This is a genomic window from Paenibacillus sp. Marseille-Q4541 (genome assembly GCF_018310695.1).
In the GTDB taxonomy this organism is placed as follows: domain Bacteria; phylum Bacillota; class Bacilli; order Paenibacillales; family Paenibacillaceae; genus Paenibacillus.
Window position 1 is genome coordinate 59,443 of the sequence record NZ_JAGXCY010000023.1, and the last position, 26,910, is coordinate 86,352.

19 protein-coding genes, 1 pseudogene and 1 other annotated feature are annotated in these 26,910 nt (G+C 39.4%); of the genes and pseudogenes, 5 read left to right on the forward strand and 15 right to left on the reverse strand.

All coding sequences use genetic code 11. The features are described 5' to 3' along the window. The first annotated feature begins 20 nt into the window (after positions 1-20). The 3 genes from KFT32_RS19395 to KFT32_RS19405 all read left to right on the forward strand — a co-directional run bounded on the left by KFT32_RS19395 (position 21) and on the right by KFT32_RS19405 (position 5,418). Positions 21-1,775, forward strand: a complete 1,755-nt coding sequence (locus KFT32_RS19395; protein ID WP_211748977.1) for an ABC transporter ATP-binding protein — start codon at positions 21-23, stop codon at positions 1,773-1,775. Further along, on the forward strand, positions 1,759-3,576 hold the full coding sequence (locus tag KFT32_RS19400) for an ABC transporter ATP-binding protein (RefSeq protein WP_211748980.1): 1,818 nt from the start codon (positions 1,759-1,761) through the stop codon (positions 3,574-3,576). Before KFT32_RS19395 ends, KFT32_RS19400 begins: the two co-directional genes overlap by 17 nt. 249 nt (positions 3,577-3,825) lie before the next feature. Beyond that, complete coding sequence (locus tag KFT32_RS19405; RefSeq protein ID WP_211748981.1) at positions 3,826-5,418, forward strand: bifunctional metallophosphatase/5'-nucleotidase; 1,593 nt, start codon at positions 3,826-3,828, stop codon at positions 5,416-5,418. Between the two features lie 115 nt (positions 5,419-5,533). Here KFT32_RS19405 and phnE (KFT32_RS19410) read toward each other — a convergent pair whose 3' ends face one another. The 9 genes from phnE (KFT32_RS19410) to KFT32_RS19450 all read right to left on the reverse strand — a co-directional run bounded on the left by phnE (KFT32_RS19410) (position 5,534) and on the right by KFT32_RS19450 (position 14,359). After that, positions 5,534-6,340: a phosphonate ABC transporter, permease protein PhnE gene (phnE, locus tag KFT32_RS19410; RefSeq protein ID WP_211748983.1), complete on the reverse strand. Its 807-nt coding sequence runs from the start codon at positions 6,338-6,340 to the stop codon at positions 5,534-5,536. Between the two features lie 13 nt (positions 6,341-6,353). After that, a complete protein-coding gene (phnE, locus tag KFT32_RS19415; RefSeq protein ID WP_211748985.1) occupies positions 6,354-7,169 on the reverse strand; it encodes a phosphonate ABC transporter, permease protein PhnE in 816 nt (271 codons plus the stop codon). Further along, complete coding sequence (gene phnC, locus KFT32_RS19420; protein ID WP_211748986.1) at positions 7,162-7,962, reverse strand: phosphonate ABC transporter ATP-binding protein; 801 nt, start codon at positions 7,960-7,962, stop codon at positions 7,162-7,164. Before phnC ends, phnE (KFT32_RS19415) begins: the two co-directional genes overlap by 8 nt. 108 nt (positions 7,963-8,070) lie before the next feature. Continuing rightward, on the reverse strand, positions 8,071-9,165 hold the full coding sequence (locus tag KFT32_RS19425) for a phosphate/phosphite/phosphonate ABC transporter substrate-binding protein (RefSeq protein WP_481856353.1): 1,095 nt from the start codon (positions 9,163-9,165) through the stop codon (positions 8,071-8,073). Positions 9,166-9,940: 775 nt separating this feature from the next. Further along, positions 9,941-10,663: a competence protein CoiA gene (locus tag KFT32_RS19430; RefSeq protein WP_249435994.1), complete on the reverse strand. Its 723-nt coding sequence runs from the start codon at positions 10,661-10,663 to the stop codon at positions 9,941-9,943. Continuing rightward, positions 10,641-11,618: a 3'-5' exonuclease gene (locus KFT32_RS19435; protein ID WP_211748988.1), complete on the reverse strand. Its 978-nt coding sequence runs from the start codon at positions 11,616-11,618 to the stop codon at positions 10,641-10,643. Before KFT32_RS19435 ends, KFT32_RS19430 begins: the two co-directional genes overlap by 23 nt. Before the next feature lie 15 nt (positions 11,619-11,633). Next, on the reverse strand, positions 11,634-12,521 hold the full coding sequence (locus tag KFT32_RS19440; RefSeq protein ID WP_211748990.1) for a UvrD-helicase domain-containing protein: 888 nt from the start codon (positions 12,519-12,521) through the stop codon (positions 11,634-11,636). Between the two features lie 372 nt (positions 12,522-12,893). Then, on the reverse strand, positions 12,894-13,343 hold the full coding sequence (locus tag KFT32_RS19445) for a GNAT family N-acetyltransferase (RefSeq protein WP_349304929.1): 450 nt from the start codon (positions 13,341-13,343) through the stop codon (positions 12,894-12,896). A gap of 254 nt (positions 13,344-13,597) precedes the next feature. Next, positions 13,598-14,359: a GNAT family N-acetyltransferase gene (locus tag KFT32_RS19450; protein WP_249435995.1), complete on the reverse strand. Its 762-nt coding sequence runs from the start codon at positions 14,357-14,359 to the stop codon at positions 13,598-13,600. Between the two features lie 1,450 nt (positions 14,360-15,809). On the opposite strand from KFT32_RS19450, the pseudogene KFT32_RS19455 reads away from it, so the two are divergent. Beyond that, a pseudogene (locus KFT32_RS19455) lies at positions 15,810-16,825 on the forward strand (phosphotransferase family protein). 263 nt (positions 16,826-17,088) lie between these two features. On the opposite strand, the gene KFT32_RS19460 reads toward KFT32_RS19455, so the two are convergent. The 5 genes from KFT32_RS19460 to KFT32_RS19480 form a co-directional block, all read right to left on the reverse strand. Beyond that, complete coding sequence (locus KFT32_RS19460; protein ID WP_211748991.1) at positions 17,089-17,613, reverse strand: phosphotransferase-like protein; 525 nt, start codon at positions 17,611-17,613, stop codon at positions 17,089-17,091. A 962-nt stretch (positions 17,614-18,575) separates the two neighbouring features. Beyond that, positions 18,576-19,490: a phosphotransferase gene (locus KFT32_RS19465; protein WP_211748993.1), complete on the reverse strand. Its 915-nt coding sequence runs from the start codon at positions 19,488-19,490 to the stop codon at positions 18,576-18,578. A 694-nt stretch (positions 19,491-20,184) separates the two neighbouring features. Next, entirely contained in the window at positions 20,185-20,538 is a 354-nt protein-coding gene (locus tag KFT32_RS19470) for a beta/alpha barrel domain-containing protein (protein ID WP_211748995.1), read from the reverse strand. Between the two features lie 182 nt (positions 20,539-20,720). Beyond that, a complete protein-coding gene (locus KFT32_RS19475) occupies positions 20,721-21,200 on the reverse strand; it encodes a GNAT family N-acetyltransferase (protein ID WP_211748996.1) in 480 nt (159 codons plus the stop codon). A 629-nt stretch (positions 21,201-21,829) separates the two neighbouring features. Next, positions 21,830-22,117 (reverse strand): hypothetical protein, encoded by a 288-nt coding sequence (locus KFT32_RS19480; protein WP_211748998.1) that lies wholly within the window; start codon positions 22,115-22,117, stop codon positions 21,830-21,832. Positions 22,118-23,499: 1,382 nt separating this feature from the next. Here KFT32_RS19480 and KFT32_RS19485 point away from each other — a divergent pair. Beyond that, a complete protein-coding gene (locus tag KFT32_RS19485; RefSeq protein ID WP_249435996.1) occupies positions 23,500-23,736 on the forward strand; it encodes a translation initiation factor 2 in 237 nt (78 codons plus the stop codon). 478 nt (positions 23,737-24,214) lie between these two features. Here KFT32_RS19485 and KFT32_RS19490 read toward each other — a convergent pair whose 3' ends face one another. Then, the gene (locus KFT32_RS19490; RefSeq protein WP_211749002.1) at positions 24,215-26,077 is read right to left on the reverse strand and encodes an alanine--tRNA ligase; all 1,863 of its coding nucleotides are present in this window, start codon (positions 26,075-26,077) and stop codon (positions 24,215-24,217) included. 109 nt (positions 26,078-26,186) lie between these two features. Then, positions 26,187-26,430 (reverse strand) — a binding site (T-box leader). Positions 26,431-26,910: the final 480 nt, after the last annotated feature.

The window sequence follows — 26,910 nt, forward strand, 5'->3', positions numbered from 1 at the left end:
AGAGATAGGAAAGGAAAAAAATGATGTCAAACGGTATATTAAAACCCTATTTTAAAGAAACATGGCGCATCTATCTCTCGTCGATTTCTTTACATGCGGTGGCTAGCATTGTATTTGCTAGTTTCCCAAGAGTGCTTGGTGAATTTACGGATCAACTTCAATCCGAAGATATGATCGCAAGCGATGTCATGCATTATAGCCTTTTACTGCTGATCATCGGAGCAGGGTACGCACTTATCGGGGGATACGGACAGTATCTCATCATGTATGTCGGTCGTTTATTTGAATTAATCACTCGCCGCAAACTTTTTGCACACTTGTCAGGGCTGAGTGAACACTATTATTCAAGAAATGGCACGGGCAAATTATTAAGTTACTTTATGAATGATGTTACGGGGGTAAGGGAATCGATTTCTATGGGTATCAACACGATGGCAATGAGTACAATGCTTTTAATATCCTGTATAGGTTCGATGGTTCTGAGTAATATTCCGATCTATCTCATCGCAGTCTCTCTTGGACCTTTGTTCCTGATTCCCTGGATCGTATCGCATTTCGGGCCAGCTATTCGTAAACGATCATTAAAAGTACAAGAGTCACTTGCTGCAATGACGGAATCAGCAGAAGAACAGTTCGGCGGAATACGAGTCACGAAAAAATTCGCGGTCGAGCCAATCATGATCAAGCGTTTCGGTGTATATGTGGACCAGATAAGCGACAATCAGCTGTCACTGATCCGGATTTCTTCATTATTCCAAGCATTAATTCCGTTTCTCGGTTCCATGTCCTTGATTTTGTCGCTAGCGCTAGGCGGTTACCTAACCATCACTGGAAGGATCACACTCGGTAATTTCGTTGCGTTAACGCTATACGTTCGAATGTTGATAAACCCATTGCAGCAGATTGGTAATGTAATAAATACTGTACAGCGATCAAGCGCATCACTGCAAAGACTGAACGAACTGGTGGCTGTTCAACCGGACATCGTTGAAGCTGAAGATGCCATACCGGTAGAGATGGACCGATCCGTAGTACATATCGAGGGGCTGACCTTTTCATATCCAGAAACTTCTCGGCCTGCTATGCATAATATTGATCTGGTCATTGAACCTGGTATGACGCTCGGCATCGTTGGCCGTACCGGAAGCGGCAAGACCACGCTTGTTAAGTTGTTGTTACGAATATATGAATCACCAGAGCAATCTATTAAGATCGGCGGAAGGGACATTCGCAAAATCAACCTTGAAAGCTTGCGTGGCCAGATCGCCTATGTGCCGCAAGACGGATTCCTGTTCAGCACAACGATTCGCGATAATATTGCCTTTGCTAAAAGGAAAGCTAGACAGGAAGAGGTCGAAATAGCTGCTAAGAAAGCACAAATCTACAACAATATCATGGAATTCCCTGATCGGTTTGAGACGAAACTCGGGGAACGTGGTGTCACATTGTCCGGTGGACAACGTCAGCGAACGAGCCTTGCAAGAGGTCTCATCAAGCAGGCACCCTTCATGATTCTTGACGACAGCGTCAGTGCTGTAGATGCAGTGACTGAGACGGAGATATTACACACGATCCAAGAAGAACGTGACGGAAAGACTACGATTATTATTGCGAACCGTATTAGTGCAGTTAAGCACGCTGATCTTATCATCGTTATGGATGAAGGTCGAATAGTACAGCGCGGTAAACACGAGGAACTGCTGAATGAGCCAGGGCAGTATGCTGCACTTCATGCCATTCAAGAGGAGGGAAGTCGGTATGCTGCATCCTACTAAGAATCAAACATTGGAACATGGAAAGAAGCCTAAACCACAATATCAGTCGGCTTTTCGAATCTTAGGTTCCTATATGATTCCGCATCGGATCACTTTTGCTTTGGTTGTGGTCTGTACCCTGATCGCCATTGTGTCCGAACTATTCCAGCCATATTTAGTTAAGATTGTGATCGATGAGAATCTAATGGCTGGGAAGAACAATTTCAACAGTATAATAGTTATCTGCGTGATCTATTTCGGACTGTCTATATCCGGATTTGTGTTCACTTATTTGCAGAATAATTTACTACAGTACGCAGGACAAAACATCGTGGCAAAGATACGAAAGCAATTGTTCGAGCATATTACGAAATTCTCAATGTCTTATTTTGATAAGACACCAAATGGTAGTTTAATTACTCATGTCTCCAGTGATACCGAAGCAATAAACCAATTTTTCAATCAAGTGTTGCTCACGCTATTGAGAGACGGACTCACACTTCTTTTCATCCTAGTTATGATGTTTCAGCTCGATCCAACGCTCGGCACCTATTGTCTAGTTTTACTTCCGCTCATTGCCCTGATTTCAATATCATTCCGTTCTTTCATGCGGAATACGTTTCAGATGGCGCGAACACGGTTGTCCCGACTCATTGCGTTCGTAGCTGAGAATCTAGCCGGCATGAACCTGATTCAGGTCTTCCAACAGCAGAAAGCACAAGCTGAGCAATTCAAAGAACAAAATGATGCGTATTTCAAAGCTAATATTCGCGAAATTCGTACCATGGTTTTATTTAATCGATCATTCGATTTTTTGAGCAACCTTACAATTGCGTTCGTGACATGGGTTGGTGGTAATGCTGTGCTTGGTCATACGCTCGAATTCGGTGTGCTCTATGCGTTCATTACGTATATTCGCCAGTTTTTTCAGCCGATCAATGCAATTACACAGCAGTGGAATACACTGCAATCGGCAACCGTAGCTGTCAATCGTATCTGGGGAGTTTTTGATAATCAACCTGATATCATAGATCGTCCGCAGACGCTTCAATTGGATATGGAATCTATTCAAGGCCGTGTTGATTTCAATCAAATTACCTTTGGATATAAGAGTGGTCCGCCCGTCTTTCGTGGCCTAGATCTTCACATCCATCCAGGGGAGATGGTAGGTATCGTTGGAACGACTGGCGCAGGTAAAAGCTCGCTTATGAGTCTGTTGTGCCGGTTCTATGATGTGCAAGATGGAAGCATACTCATAGATGGTCATGATATTCGAGATTTGAAGTATGCCCAATTACAGCGAGTTGTCGGCCTGGTTCAGCAAGAGCCTTATCTGTATGCAGGCAGTATCATTGATAATGTCCGGATGTTTGATGACTCCATTTCCCGGGAAGAGGTTATTCACGCATGTGAATTCGTAGGAGCAGGTCCGATAGTAAGACGTATGAAGGAGGGTTACGATACGAGATTGTCAGAACGGGGAAGTGGACTGTCAGCAGGCGAACGGCAGCTTTTATCTTTCGCACGTATCATTGTTTTTCGTCCAAAAATCCTTATACTAGATGAAGCCACGGCGAATCTAGATTCTCAGACAGAGCAATTGATTCAACAGGCACTGCATGTTGTATCTGAAGGGCGTACTACGATGGTTATTGCGCATCGCTTATCGACGATCATGCAAGCCGATCGTATTATCGTCTTACGTCAGGGGGAGATCGCCGAATCAGGAACACATAAAGAGCTACTAGAGATACAAGGTTTTTATGAAGAATTATATCGTCATTCACAAGGAAAGGATCCAGTATCCCCTTCTTATGTCTGAAAAGAATAGTGAACTAAAAGTAAGTGCCGGTATCGTCTACATGACTTTATAGCACTTATTTTTTTTCATTAAGGTATCGTATAATAATTGTTAACAAAATGTTTATTATGTTAACAATTATTATGGAATAGATTAATTTTAAATAGTGAATTCATTTATTTTAACCTCTACATAACAATCCTTTTATTATCTGTTATAGGTTTACTTATATAATTAGGAGAGGAAATTGATGTAGGAGGATTTATGGAAATGAATTCGAATCTGAGTAATACAGTTGTCATTACACTACTGGAAACAAGCGATGTACATGGTCATATCTATCCAACGGATTACCGAGAGCCAGGCGATAAGTTACTCGGTCTTGCTAAGCTGTCTAATATCATTCGTGAAGAACGGATAAAAGATCCGGCTCTTTTGCTTTTCGACAATGGTGATCTTTTGCAGGGAACCCCTTTCATGTATCACTATGCGAAATACGACAGAACAGGAATGCATCCCGCTGCGAAACTGCTGAATGTTCTTACATACGATGCAGCTGTACTTGGCAATCATGAATTCAATTACGGTCTGGAGCTGCTAAATAAGCACATTGAAGACGCTGAGTGCCCTTATTTGTCTGCGAATATTGTTACCCAATCTAATGGTTGTCCGGCATTCGGTCAGCCTTATCGAGTGTTTACGATGCAGGAGGGTATACGCGTGGCCTTGCTTGGTGTCACGACGCATTATATTCCAAATTGGGAAGACCCGGCTAACATCCTTGGTCTTGAATTTGAAGATGCGTTTGCGTCTGCTCAAGAGTGGATTACTCATATTCGCGAAACGGAGCATCCGGATGCTGTCGTGGTGTGCTACCATGGAGGATTTGAACGTGATCCAGTCACTGGAGAGACAACGGAACCTCTAACAGGAGAAAATCAGGGTTACGAGATGTGTATGCACCTCGAAGGCATGGATGTTTTGCTGACTGGACATCAGCATCGACTTCTTGCCGGTGACTTGAATGGCGTCACGTACGCGCAGCCTGGTTCTGCTGGACAGGCCATTGCCAAAGTAGAGCTTATATTTGAGCGCGATGCAGAAGGCAGATGGGTGATATGCGGTAAGAAAGCGCTGCTGCTGCATGCAAACGAAGTGGAGGCAGATCAGGAAGTGCTCGAACTGTTTGATGAAGCTGAACGAAATACCCAGGCATGGCTAGATCAGCCGATCGGCAGAGCTGAAGGAGCTCTTTCGATCACCGATCCATTCGCTGCAAGACAAAAGGATCATGCATTCACCGAATTCATCAACCGGGTGCAAATGGAGGTTACAGGTGCACCAATATCCTGTGCGGCTATTTTTACCAATGAGGCTAGAGGATTCTCTGAACATATTACGATGATAGATATTGTATCTAACTATATCTATCCAAATACACTGAAGGTACTTCTTCTGACTGGCCGCAATATCCGGGACGCCCTGGAGCAGAACGCTCTCTACTTTTCTATTGACGAGAACTTAAGGAGCTTGCAAGTGTCTGAGAGCTATCTCCATCCAAAACCACAGCACTTTAATTATGATATGTGGGAAGGCATCGAGTACGAACTCGACATCACAAGACCCGAAGGTGCTCGTGTTACTAAACTGCAGTTTAACGGTGCTCCTATGGCTCCGGACGCTACCTTTGAGGTTGTGATGAATAGCTACCGAGCAGGTGGAGGCGGCAACTTTTGGATGCTGATGGACAAACCTGTGATCCGGGAAATTCCTACAGACATGACCGAGATTTTGGCTGATTATATCATGAAGCAAAAGGTTATTTATGCCACATGCGATCACAATTGGAAAGTCGTCTTTTGAAAAATTGTAGATTTCAAGTGTTTGTATACACAGCAAAATCCTCCAACACCAGATGTAGCTGGTTTGGAGGATTTTTGTTTTCTAATTTTGATGAAAAATAATGACTTCGAAATATTTATCCATGGATGAGTTTGGAGCGAAGTCTGTTTGACACCCATTCAATAATGAGAATAAGGATAACTAAACCGATCAAGATTGAGCCGACCTGGTTCCATCTGTAGCTGTTCATAGCAAAGATCAATGGTGCTCCGATCCCACCGGCTCCGACCAATCCGAGGATAGACGCTTCACGCATATTCATATCGAATCGATAAATCGTGACAGATAAGAATAACGAGAACAACTGCGGTAAAATACCGAAGCGGATTTTTTCAAAGGTTGTACAGCCTAGGGAAGTCATCGACTCCAGTACTTTCTTGTCCAACTCTTCAATGGTGTCGACATACAGTTTAGATAGCATTCCGATCGAGGTCAGCCCAATTGTAAGAACACCCGTAAATGGTCCTGGTCCCGATACACGGATGAACATTAATCCATAGACGAGTGCAGGAATGGTTCGAATCATGATGAGCAATAACCTCGTGATCCAAGCGATTGGTTTGGGTACAATATTAGAGGCCGCTAGAAAAGCGAGTGGAACAGAAAGCACTGCGCCTACGAATGTCCCCAAAAAAGCGATGGCTGTCGTTTGAATAAGTAAATATAAGACACCTTGTTTAGATAAGCTGAACAGCAGATTTAGATCCGGACTACCAATTCCCTTCAGGATGTTTAGTGCAATCATGAATCCGTTCTGATTCATATCTTTGAAGCTCACCGTATGTAAAGACCAGATGAACAGAATCAGTACGATGACAGTAACAGTTAAAACATACCTGAGATTTCGAGGTGAAGCCAGCATTTGCTTCTCTATTGTTGTCATAGAATAAATCTCCTCAAGTTAACTTTTTTCTGAAATGCTCACTGATCGTTTCAATCAAATATACAGTGACAATCAGTGACATAATAATCATGCCCACTCTTGAATAATCTCGCCAGCCGATGTTTTCATTGATCAGCAGGCCAATTCCTCCAGCACCTACGTAACCGAGGATAGCCGCGTAGCGCACGTTTCCCTCGAAACAAAACAAAGAAGTGGATAGATAACGGGAGAGTACTTGCGGATAGATCGAATATCGAAATGCCTCTACACGGGTCATTCCAATCGATTCCATTGCCTCAAAAGATCCCATATCTACGTTTTCGATCTGTTCATATACCAATTTTCCGACATAGGAGAGGGTGAACAGCATAATGGCCACCAATCCTGCCATCGGGCCTAAACCAAATACATAAGTAGCAATCAGCGCCGTTACTAGCGTCGGCAGAGTTCTAAGCAGACTAAGCATAATTTTAAATGCGGCTACGATTACTTTATTACGAATGACATTGGAAGACGCGAGCATGGCGAACGGAAGGGCAAAAACAGCTCCGATAATAGATCCTAATAACGACATTTGAAGCGTTGCTAGCAGTGCATCCCATAGCTGAGGAAAGTAACTCCATTTAGGAGGAATCATCTCGCCTATAATGATAAAAAACTGATTTAACCGAGTGAATAGAACCTGAATGTCGAAATTTGTCAGTTCAACAGATAGTACGGTTAAAGCTGAAAGAATCAGCAAAATAAAAGGAATTCGTGTTCTTTTCTCCATGATGACTTTTCCGTTTGATAGAATCATCTTTTTTGGAGGGAATAATTTATCATACATGCCCTGAAACCACCTTCAAAGGAGATGCAGTTTCTTCGTCTTCGTTATCTTCTTCAGTGACGTTTCCATAAATCATGTCTAACATGTGCTGTGTTACCTCACTGGGCGCGCCATCAAATACAATTTCACCTTCGCGAACCCCGATAATGCGGCTCGCATACTCCAGAGCGATCTCTACATGATGGATGTTCATGATGACGGAGATATTCATGGTTTGATTGATTTTCTTGAAATCTTCCATGACAATTTTGGAGGTCACCGGGTCAAGGGAAGCGATCGGTTCGTCCGCCAAAATAATATCTGGATTTTGAGCGAGTGTACGGGCGAGCGCAACCCGCTGCTGTTGTCCGCCAGATAGCTGATCTACACGGATATAAGCTTTATCTAAGATTCCTACTTTATCTAAAGCCTCTAATGCTAGGAGCTTTTGTTCACTCGTAAATATACCTGCCAGCTTACGCCACATAGGCAAATCGGGAACAAAGGAGACGAGCACGTTCTTCATCACACTAATTCGATTGACCAAATTAAAAGATTGAAAAATCATCCCGATTCTTCTTCGGAAACTACGAATCTGTTTTCCATGTAACTTAGATACATCAACCTGGTCCACTAATAACTGTCCATCTGTTATGTCGTGCATTCGATTAATACATCGTATTAATGTCGACTTGCCTGCACCGGATAAACCAATGACAGCTACAAATTCTCCTTGTTCAATCTTTAGATTTATCTTTTTAAGAGCGGTTGTGCCATTATGGTATGTCTTTTGTACATTAATAAACTCGATCATGGTAAAACTCCAATCCTATAGTCTTAAGCTGCCAAGCAGAAAAAGGAGAACATCATTAAAAATCACGATGCTCCCGCTTTTTTTAGCCGCTTCCTATATTGCTCGCTATTAGTTTTTCATTTCTCTAATGATTTCCTGTGCTTTTCTCTCACTATCATAGTCTGAAGATTGTGCTTCTTTATAACCTTCGTGGCTGTATACAGCAATTACTTTTTTACCTTCTTCCGTTTGTGCGATGGAGATGAAAGCATTTTGAAGTGCGGTTTTAAGATCATCATTCATGATCGAGCTGTTCTTGCTAACGCTAATCGTATCATTGTAAATTCCTTGAGTTACGGCGATTACATTTGTTTCGTCCCAAATCGAACCGGAGCGATTGAATTCCTTCGTCCATTGTTCGTTATAATCTCGTCTTGCATCTGCGAAAGCTACGATAACATCAACTTGTTCAGCCGCTAGACGGGCAAAGGAGCTACCGTAAGAATCTGATGTAACTACGTGCGCTAGATCAGTAATGCTTTTATTAAAGTTTTCTTGAAGCCATAGTGTAGGGTAAATATATCCGGCAGAGGAGGAGGTGGACATTACAGCCCAATTCGCATCGTTTAATTCTTCCCATGTCAGATTCTCACCTTTGTTAACTTTCTCAGCTAATGCCTGTCCTTTAGCAGAAGGACCTGCGATGAATAGGGAACGATAATAGGTTGCCTGATCGCTTGTCGGTTCAGTTGGCTTGTTATCGTTCCAGTCTTTAGCAAGTTCGGAGTCATTAGACAATCCTGCTCGCGTTGCGGTTAAGATAACATCAGCTCCATCATCGTATAGAGCATAAGTTCCACCCGGTACGAATCCGATGTCCGTCGTTCCTGCGGTCAAAGCTTCACCCACGGCTTCATATGTAGTGCCTACATCAATGCTAATTTCTCCAACATTGAAACCTTCAGTTGCTAGTTGGTTCTTTAGCAATTCTTTTAGCGGATCCGTTGCCGTAATAATTTCATCTGGATCTTTAGATGGAACAAAGCTGATTTTCAGCTTCTCAATATCCTTTGAATCTGTACCTGAACTACTCGAGTTGTTATCAGCATTTTGTGAAGTTGCTGGGGAAGATACGCTTTGCGATGAACTGCTGCTAGTTCCACAACCCGCAATGAGCGCGATGACCAAAGTGAATAAGGTGAAAAGCATGATTCTTTTTTTCAATTCATTACCCCCGATAAAATTATTAGTGTTCAAAAAGCGGAGAACACGCTCGCTCAAACTTATTGTAGAATTCCTTTGTTCGTAATTTATAAACGTCGTGTCAAACTAATAATAAATTTGTGGGATATTCTTATGTTTTTATCAGAAAGAGTCTTATTATAAAGTTTTTTTACATTAAGCAAATAATTCTGCACTTCAAGAGTCGGTTAATACTACAGCGGATTGAGGAGGTGTGTGTTAGAGGACGTATCGAAGAAATGCTGAATATAAATTCAAAAAAATGGTAAAATATGAAAGGGATACTGAACTGATTATCGGGATTAGTTAGAACAGTCGGTAATTATGTATGTGGGCAAGGAATTTAAGGAAAGGATTAGAGTATCAAGGTCGATTTTATTATATATAGATTAAGGGGATATAAGTAATAAGTGACAATGAGTTAGATATTAATATTAGGAACCAATGCAATGATTACTTAAAATTAACATAATAACTAGTGATGAATTTGTTATGGAGAATTATCATTGTTTAATTAGCTATCGTGAAAAAATAGACAAAAAAGTGATCGCTCTAAAATTATTTTGGGTTTAAGTTGACTAAGGATTCGAGTAAGTTTTACAAACTACAATACAAAGAAGTACAGGAATTGAAGTGAAAGTGAAGTAAGGAAAGTTGAGAAATAGAACAGTCAAAGGAACAACTTAATAAATAAAAAAATACCTTTTGTTTCTTACATTTTCACAAAACCCGTATTTTGTACATATGTATAGAAGATTTATTTAGCTCTACTCTCTAGCACAAAATAATCAAACGTTCTGCACTTTCTTACTCTAACACTAGATATTGGGATAGAGTTTTCTCTTGGTTCATGATAAGTGAAGTATTGCGTCCTATTATACCCACCCACCATGGTGGTTCTTGGTGTTTTAATGTAGTTAAATTCAATAGATAACTCGGACTTCTCCAAATCAAGAAAGTACAAAAGACCTGTTTTATCGTAAATATGTTCATCGAATTTAACTGTTCTTCTGGCATCTGTAAAATCCCTAGCTGACGAGAACTTCATAAACTTAGCCTTGTCAAAAATCCAGAAATCTTGTATGTCAACAGACTCATATAAGTTGTGGCGCTCTTCCCACTGGGCAATGGTCATTTGACTGTGTTGAAACTCGAAAGCCCACTTTACTCCAGCATACACACCATCTTTATGCTCTACATAAACATCTGCTATTTGTCCAGTGGCGGGTATATGCATTTCATATTGCACAAATGCAGTAGGAAACATACCCCTTAGCCATTCATACAGAATGGCCTTTCCCTTTATATGGCTTTTTGTTTCAGGCTCGTGACCAACAAATTTACATTCTGCCACACGATGTGCAAAATGGGATGTGTTAACGGTACCATTCTTGAATATTACATCTCCCCCACAGTTAGGGCAAAATATTTGATGTGCCTTTACCAATTTAGCGACATTATTGAATTCCATAGTATTCATTGAATTTTTTATTGAATTCATTCTTGAAAGAAACAAATTGGCCAATTCCAGAAGAATTCCACAAAATAAAGAATGGTTTTACTTTATTCGTCGTTTTTTTCTCATCACCACGTTTGTCACATTTTGTTATAAACAATTGCTCGATTGCTCTAGATATTGCAACAAAGAAAGTGCAAAGCTCTTCATCAATATTGTCTCCAAAGAAAGCATCATCCTCCAATCCAATAAGAAAGACCACCTTATATTCTAATCCTTTGCTTTTGTGGATTGACATTACTGGTATTGAATGCAATCCTTTAAATCTTTCAATCGAATATACCCAATCAGTACAAGTTTCATATTCAATCCACAATAGATTTACATAGTTTTTAATTAGAGTATCCAAATATGCATTATTATATTGTCTGTATAATCCTCTTAGTCTTTCCCGATCCAGATAGTTAAGTATATCTAAGGCTAAAAGGTACAATTCGCCTTCATTAGTTATACTCGCCATTTTTAACTCTAGCGTTTTTAGGTAGCTAATAAAGTTACTCTCAAGTGTTTGTTGAACAATATTGGAGGTCCTTGAATTGTAACCATGTAGTTGCCTTAAAACCTTAATTATAAATGTCCATTCATCAGGAGCTTTGATTGGTAATGCTAACAATATAATAGATTGTATAATCTGTATAACATCTTCCTTTAATAACGTTTGATACTTTTCTTCTACTCGTGCATGAATATGATTGCGTTCTAACATATCCATTATTTCTTTAGTATATATTGCAGGTAATTTTCTGGTTAAAATACAGATGTCATTTGGTGATAACGACTCATACTCAATGAGTTCTTTGATTTTCTGACTTACAACCAAAGATTCTTCTTTTTCATTCTCGAACCCCCAAACCTCTGATATTCCATCTTCAGCAGACCATCGATCATTAGGAGTTATTATTATATCTTGACCAGTCATACTTTTAATTATTGGTTATTGAATTGAAACAAGCTTTGGGGCTGATCGATGATTGACTAAAAGAGTTTCATTAACTGCATTAAATTCACTTGTAAAACGTTCAAATATATTGTCAGCGGCTCCCGCCCAAACCATTACACGTTGTTTTTTATCTCCAACAGCAGTTAGAATATTTCCCTGATCTCTGAAGGCGCTCTTTATCAGATCATAATGATGCTCAGGTGTATCCTGGAATTCATCTAAAAAAACATGACCAAATGTAAGTTGTAAAGAACTTCTAACTGAAGGATTGTTTCTCACAATATATTCTGCTAGACGCGCAATTATTGGAAAAGTTAATTTTGGTTGTAGGTTATCGTTTCCTTTTAGCAAAATGGGTAGAACTTTTCTAGCAATATCACCGTACTCAGTATCTACAAATGGAAGTTTGTATTGTACTAAATAAGTATTAATATAAAAACGATATGAGTCTCTGTCCCAAAGGATACTTCGATGCCCAGCGGCTATATAAGCTTGTTTCACATCCTCACTTGTTCCGATTTCATAATCAATTGATGGCTTAAGTTCTGGTGGTAGTAAATCACAAAACTGGTCAACGATTAATTTAGCAAAAGCATCATACGTACGAGAAATAAAACGTTTGGATAGGGTTTCCCCACATCTTACATGTACCCTCTCCTCTAAATTTTTGGCAGCATCAACTTTATAACTAAGTGCAAGTAATTGTCTCGGGAAAATTAATTTGTTCGTTGTTAACAAAAATGAGGCTTTTTGTGCCAAAAGTTCAGTCTTTCCGGCGCCTGGTCCAGCAGAAATCAATGTATTAACTTCTGATTTAATTTTTCTTATACTAGTTGAATCAAAAGACATATTATCAGCTGGCGTCCAATCATCACTTTTCATATACCTATACATTTGATTGTTCCTTTATATTAAGTTCTTCTTTGATCTTGTTGGCCATTTTAATAAATATTTCGGGAAGCCTAGCCTTAATAACATCATCATCTGTTTTAGAGAGGACTCTCATGTGCGTTGAAGGTTTGCCGCGATATAGGATAGCTGAGGGAATTGTCTGCCGATCAGCGTCCGCGCCTGCTCTTCGTTAACCTCCCACTCCGCATCCCATACATTCGTTCCTCCCATGAATTGTCTGCCTCCTCGTTCCTTACGTTATTTAGATGTTTACATTCCTTGGAAGTTACGCATAACTGCCCGTTAGCTTAGCAGGCTGCCGATAATTTCGGCAGCCTGTTTTCATGGTGCTATAGTGTCCCGTTAGCTTAACTCTAGGAAATGGGTTTCATATTGTGAATCAACCTTATTCGAAAATCCGATAGAGCGATAAAATAAATCAGCACCAGAATTATCAGTCTTTAATACAAGCATTAGATAGTGATTTTGGGCTTCCGCAATAACCGAATCCATTAGCAGTCGTCCTATACCAAATCTACGAGCACTTGGCGAGACATACAGCCGACGAACACGACCAACCTTTTTACTATCTGTAAAGGGGGCTTGATTCAATCCGCAAACCCCTAAAATTTCACTGTTTTTAATAACGAGAAAGAGGGCTTCCCCGTTCTTATCGAATTTATTTGTTCCAGCTTTATAGTCGGTCACCAACCGTTCGAGGTGAAGGAACCCTTCGCTCTTGCTCTCGCCAACTAACTTCATTAACTTATGGGTATCTAGATGCTTCACTTTTGCTATTAAACATTCATTCACTTAAGTCATCCCCCGTAAATCTTTTCTAACGCTGCAACCTTGTAACTCTAATTTGAATATTATTTTTGCAAAGGGTATGCTCCTTCCTTTATGGAAATTCAAAAAAAAGAGAACACATATCAAGTCAAATAGTTGTCTCCCTTTATTCTAGAGAATCGTCCAATGCCATGTTGAGCACTTCTTTTTCTATTTTTTTTAAAATCATCTTTTCCATTATCTAGATATTAGATACTGCTGTGATCTCTATTGGACTCTCAGTCAGTTGAGTCCGGTGAAATCACGTCCCACTTTCCGAAAATCGTCAAACCTGCCGCTTTAGCCAGCGACGTAGACGCCTGGTTATCGATCTGACATCGGTACTGGGGTTCGTATCCCTGATCATAGGCGTACTTGCAGATTGAAAGCACTACTTTGCGGGCGTGACCTTTACCCCTAAAGGGCGTCAGAGTCAGTACGCCGAGATCCGCAATTTGCGTCTGGTTCTTCCAGGGATACATGCTCGCGGCGCTGACTAGACGGTTTTGCTCAAAAGAGCCGAATACTGCCCAGTGATCTAATTCCACATAAGCGTCATCTAAGTCTTGTTCCGAGGCCGAGGACTTGAACACGGAGAAAAGTGCATCATCTTGCTCTGTTAACCGGCGCAAGTCACCTTCCAGATTTTCTTGCAGCAATACGTTCTTTTCAGCTTCTGAATAATAAAAAAGATAATCTGCTCCATGCAGAGTCACTCCCACTTCATTCAATTTCCGCCGAAAGGTCAGCTCAGATAGGTCTTGTCGTTGATCAAGGCCTGCCTTTTCGGCCAGCGCAGGCGTCAAGACCGCCATAACCCGACCGTCAGCGGTTTCCAGTACCATAACCCGACTGTTTTCGCTCAGATCAGGGCTAATGGCGAGAGTAAAGGCTTCATCGCTATAGATGACATCACCGTTAAAAAATTGTGCACGCCAAAAGTCAGTTATTGTTTTTGAAAATATAGGCATATGGTTTACTCTACTTTGTTCAATTGTCATTAGATCACTTCCTTATTCATTTGTAACTATTCAAATAGTATCAAAGTAAATAAGAGTCAAGTAGAGAATATTTAATTATAATCGAATTTGAATCCGTTAAAAATAGCTGAATGTATAGCCGATAGATAGAGAGCTTTTATCCTCTCTATTAGTTTCTGTCCCATCCTACTCCTCCCAGTAACAGTCAATATATAAATCCAGTCATCCAAAATAGTGTTAACATATTGGAACTATCCTGCCGGTTAGCTTAACGAATTACGGGTGAAAATCGATTAGATTCATGCCTAATCGGTAATCGGACCATGTTCTTGTCCTTTACGGCAATCGGTACAAGTTCTTGTCTTTGGCTCGGGACAAGAACTTGTACCGTATGTCGTAACTTTCCCCTTTTCTTTCATCAGCCAAACAAAAAATAAAAACCCGTTGGTGAATTAATCATCAACAGGTTTTAAAAATTTAATTTTTTAACATATTGATCAACCGATTTTTGGAGTTGGATATTCTCATCATTTGGTTTGCTCATGACGATCATTGCAATTTTCTGAGGTGTTAGATATGTTTGCCATTGGCATTATCACATTTTAGTTCATTCCAAACAACCCATTCTGCCTCTGGTAATAATGCAGAAGGAAAGCATGGTTTGTCAGGGTAACATAATACAGGAATCGTGAAATCCATAGCTTTAATTCCTATCAGGCATGTACCATTCCCGACCGATTAACAAGCCCCTAATATCTTTGATTTATATTAACACATATTGAAAGAGCTCTGCCTAATAGCTTAAGAGGAACAACTGCCGTGGTAGCAAATGTTCTTGGATTTTTCTAAACCAACGTGTCACGTTAGTTGAATGATTAACAACGAGTATTCAATAAGTTTTTTCAGCAATTTCGCCGAATCATTTATATATCCTCCCAGTGACTCAGCATCTGCAGGTACTTTCTTTCGCAATCCACTACGATAAAAGAATGGGTTATCGAGTATTAAGATAGCTGAAAATAAGCTATTCTATGTGATGAATTTAGGAATTGATTTTTTTCCAAAAAAGGTTATTTTAAAGACAGCTTAGTGATAAGAGCAAGTTCCTGACACGAAGGGAGATGTTTTTAATCGCAACTACTTATATGGTGGTTTCGTCTTAAACTGAATAGTAGGCATATGCGAAAAAGCGGGAAAACACCCGGATTATTTGGTATGCCATCCAAAGTAACCTTTCGTGAATATTGCTGTTTGCAGATACGAGAAGGTCGTATCTTTTTGATGCGTCCTGATGCCGCCGCGCGACAGCAGCTTCTTTAGAGGCTGCTTGTCCGTGGCATTTTTACGTCCAAAAAACAACATTAAAGGAGCTAACAAAAAAACATGATGGATTTGAAAACCTATGGTTATACAGAAATAAACGCAATTCAAGGCGGTTTATTAACCGGCAGGGTTACGGAGGTTGGAAAAAATGAACATTAATCCCCAAACGCTGATCCATGCCTTAAAACAACAGTTCAAGAAGAATATTATCTCGGCCGATAGCCAAACCATGCCATTACAGGGTGGTACTGTGGGGAATGTGTACCTGGTAACCGGGAGCGTCGAAACCGCAGGTGGAAAAAAACGCCGTACCGTATTGTACTGAAAATTCAGAAAAAATGGGAACGTTACAACGATCAGAATTCCTGGCGCCGAGAATATGATCTCTATATGTCTGACTTGGGAGCGACATTCTCAGATGCCTTGCGTTGGCCCGTATGTTATCACGCCGAGATGAATACCGAAGAAGATGAATTCCAGCTATGGCTGGAATATATCGATGGTGTAACAGGTTTAGACTTGACCGGTGACATGTATGAACAGGCTGCGTTGGAGTTAGGACGCTTACAAGGTAAGCTACATGCGAAACAGCCCCCTGCACTGCAGAATCTGACCAACTTGAGCCATGCGAATCTTATGAAAAATACATATCTGCATTGTCGGTCATGGCCAGTCGTTTACGATTATATACGATCAGAGGACTGCGAATTCCCGCAACACGTACGGCAAATGATCATTGATATCGATGATCGCGCAGACGAAATACTTGCTCGCATTGAGCAATTGCCCCTCGTGCTATGCCACCGGGACTTCTGGGTGAACAACCTGATCTATGCCGACGGAAACATCGCGCTTATCGACTGGGATACATCCGGATGGGGCTATTTGGGCGAGGACCTCGCAAGCCTGATTGCGGATGAAGATGAAGCAGATATTGATCACATGGTTGAATGCTACCAGCGGTGTGTTCCCGCGTATTACAAAGGCTTTTCGGAATATGCATATGCCCCCCCTGTTGCCGACCATTGCGTCTACGAAATGATTCTTCTCGTATTCGGGTACAGGCTTGTGGAGAGGTATCTCCACACAGAGGATGATGACGAGAAGACGAAGCCTGCCCATATGCTCCAAAAAATCTATGAAATGAATACCTTCCCTGCATAGGGTTGACTCTAAAAAAAGAAACTCCGAACACCCTTGAATGTAGTAGGTTTTCGGAGTTTCTTACATGTCCGATTTCGATCATTTCCGGCGGCTTGCTCGTCGTGTCTAGAAGACGTTGATCATTCCATTCGGTGAATTGACAAACGTTAACGGCGTCACCTCGGAAGCTCCGAATGAAAACTTGCTGTTAGACACAAGGCGGTGAACCATATGTTATTTTCAAATATTTGGGTTGAGCTAACCTGCCCGTTAGCGTAATATGATTAACCTTCGGACCTACCAAACAAACATTTTAGAATCGAATCCGCACATTCTTCAGGAGAATTTATGTGTGTGTTGACAGTACAGTCGTACTGAATATCTTTTGCCATAATTTTGTTTTGCCAGTCTGTTTGATCTTCAGTTCTATCTCCACGTTCAATATTTCTTTGGCGACAAATTTCCAAAGGACAAAACACTTCAACAATATAAAAAGGGTACCCAGCAAATATGTCCTTAACTTTTTCATAATGCGGTTTTAACTCAGGTCTTTCTACCAAAATGCCATCGATAAGCACATTTTTACCATGGTCAGAAAATAGTTTAGCGGTATGATACATCATAATAATTGCATCACTTAAATATTTCCAATAATCTTCTCGAAGATAGTTATCGCCAATTGTATTTTCAAAAAGATCGTTTGCAACAACATAAAAAAACTCATCCGATTTTAGCTGAATAGCATCTACTATAGATGTTTTTCCTGAACTGGTTACTCCGTTCAAAAATACGATTTTTCCTTTGCCCATCTCTTAGTCCCCTTTTCGTTCAATAATAATACACTTTAACAGTTTCAACTTATAAACAGGATTGAGAAAACAATTATAATTGAACTATACTGCCCGTTAGCTTAATGAATTACGAGTGAAAATCGATTAGATTCATGCCTAATCGGTAATCGGTACAAGTTCATGTCTTTGGTTCGGGACAATAACTTGTACCGTTAAAACAAAAAAAGCCGCTAATAGCGACTTTCAAAGGGACCATGTTCTAGTCCCCCGACATATAGCTTCTAATCCAGTCTTCAAAAATCAAAAAACTTATCAATTATTCTCTTTTTTTTATTCCACACTTATTTTTTCTTTCCTTCTATAGAACTATCCTGCGCAGTAGTTTAATAAAAGGTCGTTTAATCAACTTCATTTGCCGCCGTCGATGAAATCATATCGGGAATGTAACAATGTTCTTGTCATCCGTCGGGAATGTTATCAAGTTCTTGTCATTGTGTTTTGACAAGAACTTGATAACATAAATATAAAAAGCCGCATAATCAGCGGCTTCTAATGTTACTATGTTTTTGTCACCCGATACTTGATGTTAATTGACACAAAACTCCCCTATTAACTACGGTATAGACAATAAACATCATTTATTTTGTTTAATATTCCTATAATCAGATTACCAAGAACTACTAAAATGATATAACCCCTCTCGTCCTAACGCCAACAGACTACCTAGAAGTGGCTTATGGACGTGTACGCTATTCTGCCCAATATCTTAAAGAAAAAGTAAGCAACCGCTCTATTGATCGGTTGCTTACTTTTTCTTCTTGAACTATCGTTTTCCGTTAGCGCAACGACTTACTCTGTTGAATTTTGTGTTCCTCAACATAAAGCGGCATCAGAGAAGGCGGATCGTACCTTATCGCGTCCTTTAAACGACAAAATTGTGCCGATAGCCATAGCCACATAGCCGCAACGAAATAAGGAGCCTAATCCGACAGTGCCCGCATGATGTTGGATTTCGCCTCTGCCGCAATCGCTTCATTCCCGTCATCGACCGCTTGCATTAAGATCAGTATGGGGATGTATACCGCGATCAGCCGCGCCAGCAGCTTCGTTTCCTCGTCCGCTCCTCCGTACGTTTCGAAAAACACTCCGCGAGCGTAAGGTGGTAAAAAGCTATAAGCAACGCTCAAATCGCAAGCCGGATGTCCTACACTCAGATCGCCCCAATCAATGATGCCGGAAACGATCCCGTTCTCATTCACAAGCATATTTTTGAAATGAAGATCGCCATGTAGCAGTGCATTCACCGCCTCGACACGCTCCTTTTGCAGCCTGCTAATATACGCTTCGATCACACCGGACTCCTCCGGTGACAAGTGTTCAACCACCTTCGATAGAAAGCCCTCCAATTTCACTTTGCGCAATGCTATGTCCGTCAAGTTTCGATGATCTTGCTGAACTCCGCACTTCAGCGCCGCCTGTACCGGAAACTTATGCAATCTCCGCAAAAATTTCGCCAGCGTCTCTGCCGATAAAGCCCGGCTTTCTTCCGTCAAACCGATTGGGAAATCTCCTGGCACGTAGGCATAGCCAAGAAATGGTGCCGGGTATTCGTCACTTGCTTCGCCATAAAACAACGGTTTCGGATAGGGGATGGTCAAATATACCTCCAGCTTCGGCAGCAGCTTCCCTTCCATAAGAATCGAGCCAACTGCAATCGTTCTTCTTGGAAACCGGAACACGTACTCGTCACCGATGAGAAAAACCGTATTGTCCCAGCCCCAGCCCAATCGCTTCACTTGCTTCGATGACAGCTGAGGGAATTGTCTGCCGATCAGCGTCCGCGCCTGCTCTTCGTTAATCTCCCACTCCGCATCCCATACATTCGTTCCTCCCATGAATTGTCTGCCTCCTCGTTCCTTACGTTATTTAGATATTTACATTCCTTGGAAGTTACGCATAACTGCCCATTAGCTTAACGAAAAAAACAGCCGATCGACTAGCTGCTACTTGTGTAATTCAACTAACGTTTCTTCGTTAGTTGAATGATTAATGCATATCCAAAAAGAAGTCTAAAAGTTTCGTTTCTATATCAAAAGGGCTGCAGAAAGATTTTTTAAGTTCACAAAAATAAGTATCGTGTGTATACGCACGATACTTAAGAATACTACTTACAAGTTCAATGAGGATTTAAACTTATTATTGATCATCCTTTTTGTCTCGGGCTGATCTAATAGTCATTATTGCAATTATAATAAAAAAGATAAAAAAAAGGCCTACTAAACTGAGATAAAACAATATCCCACACCTCCTAAATCCCCAATTGGGGATTTATTAAATCCTGTTAACTGAAAGCTGTTTTCTTATTTTTCATACTTCAGTAGTCTTATTGATATACCTGATGCCCTATATCAAAAAACACTAAGAGTAGTTAAATTAGAGTACGCGCATATATATAGTGAATTCAACAGATTCACTACTTCATCCTGCCCAATAACTTAAAGAAAAAGCAACCGGTCTGTTGATCAGTTGCTTACTTCTTCTTGAACTAACGTTTCCCGTTAGTTCAAAGAACAGTTCATCAACAAATTATCACTTCACTCTTTCGGAAATATTTTTACTTATTTCTTCAGGATTTTCAATACCAATGATCAACTTTGATATTTTGAACTTACCAACTTGAAAGCTATTCAAATCTAAATGAAGAGTTTTAAGCTCATTTTCAAAAAAGTGCAGTTGATAACCACCCTTTGCTCTAAATAACCCATTTCTCATTCCTCCTAATAAAGCACCATATAGTTTAAAAGCATTTGGTATCGGTCTACCTGTTGTTATTCCCTTAATTGAAGAGTATGGAATTTGCAACCCTTTATCTAATTTTAAAAAGGGTGATTTTCCAAGGTCGATATTTAGGTAGGTTTCCATTAATTGAATTTTACGTTCCATATTTTGAATCCCCCATTTTCAAATAATCCATTTATTTTACAAACTATAATTACATATAGTACCACAAAACCTTTTTTCTCCATTAAAAGTCTAAGTTCTGCCCGTTAGCGTAACAATCATATTGTGACGGGAGCCGACGAAAGCTGAACAAATAAACCTAAGAATTCATATATTTTGAGTAATCATATGCTGATGAGCGACTTTTCCATACGAATTCCTACTATATATTCGCCTGACTGTCTCTGATTCCAGAATAGATCAATTGGAATAAAACCTTGTGTTTTATAGAAAATTAAACCGCGTGTGTTAATGTTCTGACAAACTAGTTGTAAAGTATCTACTTTAAACTCCTCCTTTGCATTTGTTGATATAGCTTGAAGAAGAAATACAGCAACTCCTTTACCCCGATATTCCGATGACACAATTACGTTACCTAGGGAGCATGTATTCTCTTGAACGTCATAAAGACATGCAAAAGCTATGACATTATTATTATGTAATACGACAGTTGGCTTTAATCTGCTTGTAATTGTTTTAATAATTTGATCTGGTGTTAAAGGAAATACAGCTCTCGGGAAAGAAAATATCATTTCCTCCTCGTTTTGAGGAAAGGAACAAATACTAGATAGATCTTTAGTTTTCAGTTCACGTAAAGTATACATCGAATCACTCCATGGCCACAGAATTAGTCTGATACTGATTCGACGGAACTCACGTGTTTCCTTTTTGGTTGCAACTATACTGCCCGTTAGCTTAATAAATTAACGGGCGAAGATCGATTAGTTACATGTTGCCTAATCGGTAATAGGACATGTTCATATCCCACAACAATGTTCAGAATCAACACAAAAGATGAACTCGGCATATGTTTCGACCTCTTGATCTAAAGCACATTTCCTCTCCAATTCTTTGATACAGTGCTTATTTGAGCTTGTTATAGCCATTCAATGGGATCACAGTTCCAGTTGATGATACTTTCGAGCAATGAAGCTGGTCCCTTGACCATAAAGAGCCCTCAGCGTTTTAGTCATTCTAAAGAAACTTACCACCTTAACTTAGATATTCATCTAATCGGTAATGGGAACATGTTCTTGTCCATTTCAGTAATCGGTATAAGTACTTGTCCTCAACAGCTAGTTTCTGTACCAATATTTCACTTTACTAGTACCTAACTGCCTGTGTTTACCTCTCATCGTGTCAGTTGTTCCATAACAATGTGAACATTGAACACCTTTATGTATTATGGTACTTAATGAGGTTTTAACTATGTGCTCATTATTTAGATATGTATTTAATCGGTAATCGGTACAAGTTCTTGTCCTTGGATCGGGACAAGAACTTGTACCGATAAAACAAAAAAGCCGCTAAATACCCATCGTAGGTATCCACCTGGTATATCGTTAGCCCAAGGTTCAAAACGCCCATCACTTCCATTTATGTTAATTCTCTCTCCACGTTTATTAAAATTAAAATCTTCGACTATAGTTTTTGTTGTATTTGATTGGTTACGAAGATCGATACTAGTAACAACTCGGTTTATTTTATATCCAAGCGCCTTATGTTCCTCAATTCCAAACAAATATGTCTTTCCTGATTCATCAAAAAAATGAAGTCTAACTTTTGAAACTGATTGACTAAGATCAAACGGGTAGCAATACTACATAAGCCTGTTGATGGCTATAAGGAGCTAAAAAGCAGCTTGAGGAAGCTTTATTACAACAGCTGCACTCTTCTATAGTGTCAGGACTTAAGAGTATTTACAAAACAGAATATGTTATGTTTGGATGTAAACAAATTTCTTCCATCAATACACTTGTTACACTTAAAAATAAGGATAAAGAAAGCATACGTCAGATGCAATACATGGAGGAACATACTTTGAACTGACCATAAGCTTATGTAATGTGGGACTGAAAGAGGACTATGTTGAACTGTACTTCAAGAATGATACTGCAGATTCTAATTACTATTTGGTTGACTATAAAATCACACCTAAGAACCAATAACGTTTGACCGGCTAATAAACAAATCTAAATAAAAAACCAACATCGTTTTTCGATGTTGGTTTTTTATTGCTTCAAGTATATTTTTCAAACTCATTCTTTAACCAAATCTGATTTTGTTCAGCTATATATTGTTCTGCATTTATAAGTAGTGTTATAAAGTGTTATGAGGTCTCTCTTACTCAACTTAGAATAACGCTTCTTAACACTATTTATATCTCTTCCAAGCTTAATATTTCTAAATAAAGAATCATCTAATACGATTTGACTTCGATCTCTCTTTTCAACGTTTCGGACCTTTACACTACTATGTTGAATGTAATAAGAGTAAAGCTGCTCATTTTGTACATATGTCTTTAAGACTGTTTAATCCCATCTATCGTATACTCTCTTATATAATGTGTCACATCATATTTTCTCGAGTCTTATTTTAAAAAATTGAGTTAGTTTAAATCAAAAGTGCCTTCACCTGCTAATAGTAATTATTATTTCCGTGCTCTGTATTTATTATACATTACCTGCTTGTATGCATATCTGATGAGTCTTAATTCAGAGTACAAAAAAAGCCGATAAATTAGCGACTTGTCTATTATATCTCAATTCATTACGACCGTTGAAACAACTGGAAGTTTAATGTCCGGTAGTCGGGACGGTTTAGTTTGACTATTAGGGGGCTTAGCGTTTTTTTTCGTTAAAATGTTTTCGGTACCCCTTTAAGCCCGTTAGGTCAATGAAAAAGGCAACTGATCGTTTGACCAGCTGCCTCTATTTCATGATTAAACTATCGTTTTCCCGTTAGTTGAACAAGCACGCTTTCTTTTATTACACAATATTTTCGTACTATGCAATATAAAAACTATAAGAACATAAGAACTGCAACAAGTCGTTCCGAACACGTTTTTAACAATTTGTGATTGCGAACATATATTAGTACATATGGAAATAGGAGGTGCAGAAATTGCCCACTGATAAGGACTTACGAGATATAGAAATTGCCAAGCTGGCTTTTATAGGGGGCTCCATTACTACATTAGGTGATGGAATCACTGCGTTAGCTGCCGGATTAGCGTTTGAAGCTTTAAAACAGGATTATAAAACCAAAAAGAATAGTCATTCCTCTTCTATTAAATCAACTAAGAATCAACTTGATTATTTTATTAACGAGTTAGTTAAAATCAGGAATAATGTTGGTTGACAATCAGTGAATTCACCGGCTCTTCAGCCGGATTTTTATTGCACAATATGCGTCAAATGTGACATAAAACCTCCACTTCTCTTGTTCAACTAAACTGCCGGTTAGCTTAATGAATTACGGGGGAAAATCGATTAGATTCATGCCTAATCGGTAATCGGACTATGTTCTTGTCCTTTACGGTAATCGGTACAAGTTCTTGTCTTTGGATCGGGACAAGAACTTGTACCGTTAAAACAAAAAAAGCCGCTATTAGCGACTTTCAAAGGGACCATGTTCTTGTCCCACGACAACTCGTTTGATTTGCGGACTCATCAAGGTAGTTGATCTCATCATCAATCACCCTGAAGGTGAAAATAATGTAAATCTCTTATTTTCTTTTTTCTAGATTTTCGTTCTGTTTTTTTATAAGTTCCCCTTTCTTGCTTTTTCTTTGAATACTGTGCTTCGGTACCGCCAACGAACTGGAAATATTTATTAATTAATCCTTTAAAATCACTCCTTTAATCCTTCTAACTCCAGAAGCAGAAGATTGTTCTTTTTTAATACTGAACTTTCCTAAGTTTGTTGTATCTTCTACATGAGGTCCTCCACATACTTCTCGACTCCAAACTTTCCCTTCGTTATCTTTGATTGTATACACCTTAACGATATCCGGATATTTATCCCAAAAATTCCCTTCAACATTACTTTCTTTCGCTTCAATTTTAGGCATCTCTGAAATATTGATAACTGCTTTTGATGAAATCGCATCATTCACATACTTTTCCACCTTAGCTATTTGCTCTGGCGTAAGTTTTTCATCATGATTGAAGTCAAACCGCAATCGCTCTGAAGTAATATTACTTCCTTGTTGATGAACATGATCACCTAAAACTTCCCTTAAACCAGCAAGTAATAAATGAGATACCGTGTGCAGCGCTGTTGTTTCTGTTGAATGTTCAGCGAGTCCACCTTTAAATTTACCCGCAGAAGCAGTTCTGCTCTTTTCAGCATGTTTCTTTGCCGCCTCTATATAAGACGCCTTGTCCTCCATGCTATATCCACTTTCAGTTAGAAACTCTTCCGTCAACTCCAAGGGAAACCCATATGTTTCGTAAAAATAAAAGGCATCTGCACCTGTAACTTTACCCTTATTCTTAAGATGTTTTTGTATTTCAAATTCTCCTTGCTGTAAAGTTCTATAGAAAAGATTTTCTTCCTTATTTACTATTTCGATAACTTTCTTTTTATTACCGATCAAATCTTCATAAGCTGTTGCTTCATCTATATAAACTTCAGACAACTCAGCCACAAAACTTCCTTGTATACCTATTTTTTTACCTGCACGAATCGCCCTTCTTAATAACCTTCTTGTTATATACCCTGCATCACTATTAGCTGGCTCCGCACCATCATTAATTAGAAAAGTAGCCGCTCTCACATGATCAAGTATGATTCTAAACGACTTTAAATCGTCAGTATATTGTTTACCACTTAACTCCATCAATTTTTTCTTGGGATTAAGGAAGAAAGCCGTATTATAAATATCCTTGTCACCATTAAGGGCTGTTGCAACCCTTTCTAATCCGCCTCCATAATCAATATTGGGATTTTGCATTTTTACAAATCCAGTGTCTTCTTTTTTGTAACACATAAATACGTTGTTCCCAATTTCTAAAAACCTCTCGCTTGCAGAAGCAGGATGATCCAGTGAATCACCGCCTGGTTCAAGATCATAGAACATTTCACTATCAGGCCCACCCGGTTCACCAACAGGCATATCCAATGGACTTCCGGCTCGACTCCACCAATTTTCTTTTTCATCGTATAAGAATATTTTTCCACCTCTAGATGCCCCATATTGATAGGGATCATCTTCAATGATAGGTTCTATACCAACTGATTTAAATTTTTCTGACCAGATTTGAATGGCTTCCGTATCTTTCTGTATATTCAAATCGTCACTTCCTATAAAAGCACTGATATACAGCCTGCCAGGATCAATTCCTAATTCGATAATATGCCAATTCCAAATGGCATCGATTTGCTTTTTCTTATAGTTATTTTCATTTGCTTTAAACTCCCATCGACCTATCATTTCAAAAAATGTCAGATGCGACGTATCTCCTACTTCATCAATATCCACTGTCCTTAAACACTTCTGAATATTAGCAATCTCATTACCTATCGGATGCTTTTCCCCCAATAAATATGGAACCATAGGTTGCATTCCACTTCCTGTAAACAACGTTGAGGGATCATTTTCTGGTAACAAGCTAGAAGAGGGCACTTGGCTAGCCCCTATTCCTTTCATAAAATCAATATATGATTTTCTTAACTTATCTGGTGTCATTTTCACCATGCTCAATACCTCCATTTCAATTATTATTTATTCTCGTAAAATTATTTTGCAAATATTCAAACGAGAAGAAATAAAACAAAAAAGCCCTAAGCTGACATATTACTTGTCAACTTAGGGCGAACTATTATGTCCGTGTTACCACCTAATTTCAGATTCCTCTGCACTCTATCAATACGGGATATCTCCGATATTGTTTCCTGAATAACGGTGGAACTCCGTTGAAGCCTACTAAGATTCCTCTGTTCGGTTCACAGCTCCGAGACTGCTTCACTATTAGATCACTGAAGATTCGCACCAACCATCTTCTCTCTGTGAGATCCCTAATACCTACTATTTCTCATCATAGCCTTTTCGTTTTAAGTTAAACCAATGCTATCACACTCAACTCGCTCCGTCAATTAACATTTTTGTTAAATTATGAAAAAGGCAGAAAGTAGTTAATCTGCCCTTTTCTTTGGTGGTTTTTGCTTGTTAAAGAGATGGGATTCATTCGTTGATAAACTTCTCAAATTCATTTTTCAGCCAATGCTGATTGGTTATTGATCCAGAAGGAATAGGTATCTATCAAAATACAATTCGTAAGAACTAAGAACTTTAAACCAACACTGGGTGTGCTTCTGAGAGAGGGCGCTGCTGGACAATTACCTGGAAAGCGGTCAGCAGGAGGCCTTCTGTCAGCCTTTGATTTGTCCGAAACAGTTCGGTAAGAAACTTGTTCGCAGTGTAGGCTCTCTAGCCATAACTGCCGTGCTTTTATATTCGCAATTGAAAACGATTGAGAATCAAAATTATCTCTACAACTTGGAATTTATCAATTTGACTTTCATAATAGC